Origin of the sequence: Thermovirga lienii (assembly GCF_036847465.1) — a bacterium.
GTDB classification, from domain to species: Bacteria; Synergistota; Synergistia; order Synergistales; family Thermovirgaceae; genus Thermovirga; species Thermovirga lienii.
This window is the reverse complement of the sequence record NZ_DAITZW010000062.1, coordinates 1-4362: the sequence shown is the minus strand read 5'-3', so window position 1 is coordinate 4362 and position 4362 is coordinate 1. Positions and strand designations below refer to the sequence as shown.

General features: G+C 44.2%; 4 protein-coding genes. All 4 read right to left on the bottom strand.

Translation table 11 applies throughout. The annotated features are described in order from the left end of the window. Positions 1-106: 106 nt before the first annotated feature. Complete coding sequence (locus V7Z69_RS09520) at positions 107-1147, bottom strand: glycosyltransferase (protein WP_334139756.1); 1041 nt, start codon at positions 1145-1147, stop codon at positions 107-109. Further along, a complete protein-coding gene (locus V7Z69_RS09515; RefSeq protein ID WP_334139755.1) occupies positions 1125-2390 on the bottom strand; it encodes an O-antigen ligase family protein in 1266 nt (421 codons plus the stop codon). Before V7Z69_RS09515 ends, V7Z69_RS09520 begins: the two co-directional genes overlap by 23 nt. Before the next feature lie 26 nt (positions 2391-2416). Further along, positions 2417-3529 carry a glycosyltransferase family 4 protein gene (locus tag V7Z69_RS09510; RefSeq protein ID WP_334139754.1) on the bottom strand — a complete coding sequence of 371 codons (1113 nt, stop codon included), beginning with the start codon at positions 3527-3529 and terminating at the stop codon, positions 2417-2419. A 17-nt stretch (positions 3530-3546) separates the two neighbouring features. Further along, positions 3547-4362, bottom strand: an 816-nt coding sequence (locus V7Z69_RS09505; RefSeq protein WP_334139753.1) for a glycosyltransferase family 4 protein, incomplete at its 5' end; no start/stop codon positions are given.

Below are 4362 nucleotides of genomic sequence, written 5' to 3'. Positions count from 1 at the left end.
CAGAGTCACCGCGAGATGCGGAGCTTGGAATGAAACCGAAATATATACTATCTAATAAACCCGATTTTGCCAAGCCCCCAACTGAAAAGTTAGGACACCAGGAAAACTAGTGAGTGGACCTATAAACTTCCAAAATCCCATCAACCATGGCTTCAACGGAATAACCTTTGCTCTTTTGCAAGCTGATAGCCGCAAGATCCTTTCTCAGCTTATGGTCTTCTATAATCATTTTTAAACTCCTGGCCAACGTTGTCATATCACCAACGGGGACAAATACGGCACCCTCTCCAAGGGCCTCGGTGGCTCCCTGATAATTATACGCCACTACAGGAACTCCAGAAGCCATTGCCTCCACCACGGACATACTGAACCCTTCAACATAAGAGGGAAAGCACGCTACGTCCACGGACTTCCAAAATCCGAAAACTTTCTCTGGCGGCACAAAACCCATGAAGTTGACTCTGTCCGAAATTTTCAGCTCGGACGCCAAAGCCACCATATCAGGGAAGAGCGGCCCCTCACCTCCAAGCACCAACTCCACGGGCAAATCCGACTTCAATAATAACGCTACTGCCTTGATCAAATCTTCGTGCCCTTTGCCCTTCTTAAAGGAAGCCAACAACCCCACTCTCACCCTATCAGCATTCCTGGGCACCAAAGGTTCTGCGCTTTGAGCCTTTAGCAAATCTATTCCGTTGTGAACAACCCATGTCTTTTGCACCCAGGGCATGTTCTCTTTAACGTAATCCTCTACCGCCTTGGAAACACATATGATCTGTTTTTGGTTCCTATAGTGCTTTGGCTTGTGGAAACTGTGCATGTGGCAAAAAAGTTTATTGCTAAACCTCTTTCGCAGGAAAGCGTTAGCGAACCCAGACAATATGGAAGCTTTGCCCAGATGCACGTGAAGCACATCGTAAGACCTCAATGCTTTGGCAAACAAAAAAACAGTCATTGGGTCACCATCGTTTAAAAAGGGAACCTCTCTAACCACGACAGATTTCTCAAGTTCATCACAAAGCAGAGAGTTTCTACGAACCCACACCTCAACCTCATGGCCTCTTCTAGAAAGGCCGTTGCTCAACGACACAACAACATTTTCGGCTCCACCCCACCCTGAAGCATCAATAGCCTGGATTATTCGCATCTTCTGCCTCCTCTAGAACCACAAGCCCCCCTAAAAGCCCTAAGGTTCCCCAAACCAGCGGGAGCAGTTCTTCAAACATTGGGACATACTCAAATGCCCCATATACCAAAAACACAAAAAACATCCCCAGCGCTGATAGGGACAGCTTCCTGGCTCTATTACTACACAAGCCTAAAATTATCAGTCGTAACGATGAAAGCAAAAAACATGCAAAAAACACCCCTGCAAATGCACCATGAGCCACAAAATGTTGTATCCATATATTGTGAGTATGGTCGAAAACCTGCAGCTTCTTGGGCAGGTCTTTTGCACTTTGCAGAATATCGTTGTAATAAGCGCCGAAATTGCCTGCTCCAACGCCTAGTAAGGGTTTTTTTGAGAAAATCCGTGAGGATACCGTAAGGATTTCTTCTCGGTGGTTTAGGAGTCTTCGCCAATAACCTATCTCTATAAAGTCGGCACTGCTCAATTTCCTTATATTCCCATCTCCGATAAGGTAAAACGAACTTGCCATCGCAAAAAACAACAACATAAAAAGAGCAAGCTTTGTTTCACACAAAAAAAGAACCAATGCGTATGAAATAACGCAAATAAAAGGCAATATGTCAGATGTAGAATACTCTAAAACACAAATTATCGACCAAACGGCCACACCAAGAGAAAGAGCGGATAAAATCCTTTTATCCCTCATGTTCTCCAGAAACATAGCCCAATTTAGAACACCTAGCATGGAGACTCCAGTCATCAATTGATTTATATTGTCAAAAATTCCACTACGGTAAGCAAAAAGCTTCCACCCATAACGCAGCTCCAAAAACAATAACAATATGCCTCCCCACAAAACACACCAAACGTGATATGTTTCGAGGAGCTTTTTGTTGTCTTTGCCGTCTTTTGTGGCAATTAAACCACCCAAAAATATATAAAGGCCTACGATAATCGACGGAAGCAATCCATCCCTGTGATCCCAATCCCCTCCATTAACAAAATCTGAAAGGACTGCGACAACAAAAAAGAGTGAAAAAAACAAAACTACCCAAGAAACACCCCTATTGGAGCTTAACTTCAACACACTAGTAAGTTTTATTTTTTTCTTAAACATATTTACCATAACCCACGCTAACATTATTAAAACAAAAACCGCAGCGTACCCCACTCCAAAAAGGGACGCCCCCAAAGAAAAACAAAAAACATGAATCATCAAACCGTAACCGTTAAAAAGGCAACCTCTGACGCTATCCAACGTGCTATGCTCCTTTCTATGTGAAACTATTTGCAACCTGCGTTTTCTTTCACAACGCGAAACCATGCTTCCCCATATTGTTCTACTGTGAGTTTATATTTTAACTTTTGGGCTTCCTTTCCCAGTTTACATCTTAAGTTTTCGTTATTTATGAGCCGCTCCATAGCCTCTGCGAGGTTTTCCTCACTAAATGGCACGACTAGGCCATTGACACCATCTTCTACTAAATCTTCCACCCCATTCCAATTTGTTACTACTACTGGCAGACCAAGACTCATTGCCTCAACCAACGTATTGCAGAAACCCTCAAAAAACGAGGACTGAACATATATTTCAGCGTTCAGGTAGATCGTAGATATTTCATCCGTAACTCCGGGAAGAAACACTCTATCTTTGATTCCCAGCCTTTCTGCTAATCTGATAAGCTCCTTTCGCTTCTTACCCTCGCCATATATGTGAACATCCCAATCGTCGTATTTGTCTGCTATCAAACTAAAGGCTTTCAAAAGGAGTTGATAATTTTTTTGGTACGCTAATCTACCCACAGATAATATGATCTTTCTTCCTTTCTTTTCCGGTTTCTTAGCAACGTCTTTACTACCCTCAGGTAAAGAAAAGGGATTTGGAATCACATAGGTTGGTACATTCGGAATGCGGCGTGCCCAAAAGTCTGCAGCATACCTAGTCAAACAAACCATAGCCTTGGCTCTGGGGTATGTCTTCAATCTTAGCAACTTGTACGTCCATTCCATCCTACCCCGTTGAGGGTCACCATGCTCCGTTATTATTACAGGCGGTTTGTTTTCTTGCCCCTCTAATGCCATCAGAACCAAGCAATTGAGTTTGGAACCAAAAGGAATGACGACTTCAGGATTTATTTCTCTCAAGGCTTCTTTTATCTTTTCAAATCTAATTACATGGAAACCCAAAAATCGCTTTAAAAAAGGTAATTTACGTCTTACTAATCTCAAATCAATGTGGCTACAACAATCAGGAGGAGCATAGAATCTATTTGAAACTCCATCAATAGTCAATATGACGACTTCAAAGCCTCTCTCTGCTAACACTTTGGATAACACGCACGCTACCCTCTCCGCACCACCACTCCCAAATCCCTCGATTACAATTGCGACCTTCATCTAGGCTCCCCCTTCTTTCATATATCGCTACTAGACAGGACGTTTTTGTACAGAAGAACAAATTCTCCGGCAATGTTCTTAACATTGAATCGTTCGATTTCTTCAGAATCTATTTGTTCCCTCTGCTTGAATTTAAGGGCGTTAATTGCCCTAGATATCGCAGATTTCAAAGAATCCAAGCTGCCTGGCTCGGCGAGCCAGCCGGTTCTCCCATCCTGAACCAAGTCCAACGTACCGCCACAAGCGAAAGCCACCACCGGCAGCCCGGAGGCCATGGCTTCAAGCAGGGCAAGGCCAAAGGCCTCGGGCCCTCCTGAACCCGGAACATAATGCGAAGGCTGAACGAAAAGGTCAGAAGCCCACAAAAAAGGCCTTACGTCCTTGGCAAAGGGGAAAAACTTTACATGCTTGCCAGGATCATCACCAGTAACATCCTTTGCCAGCTTCATGAGCTCGTCCTTCATCGGCCCATCCCCCACCAACCAAAGCCGAAGAGGCCTTTGAACATCCAAAGACGAAACGGCCCTGATCAAAAGATCAAAGCCCTTCCATGGGACAAACCTCCCCATACCAAGGATTACAATCTCTCCCTCCTGCACTCCTTCCTTATCCCTGAGATCCTTTCGCCTGTCTGTATCAAGCTTGTAATCCTCAACATTTACGGGGTTTGGGATTACCTTTATGTCTTCTGACACAAAGCCCTGCTCCTTTAGGTGTTTCGCCACAGCAGTCGATACAGCTATCAAAACATCAGAATAGGTATAGTACCTGCCCTTGGGAAACTTATCCACCGTCGAAACCACCGGGATCTTCTTTTTAGCTCCCCAGTACCC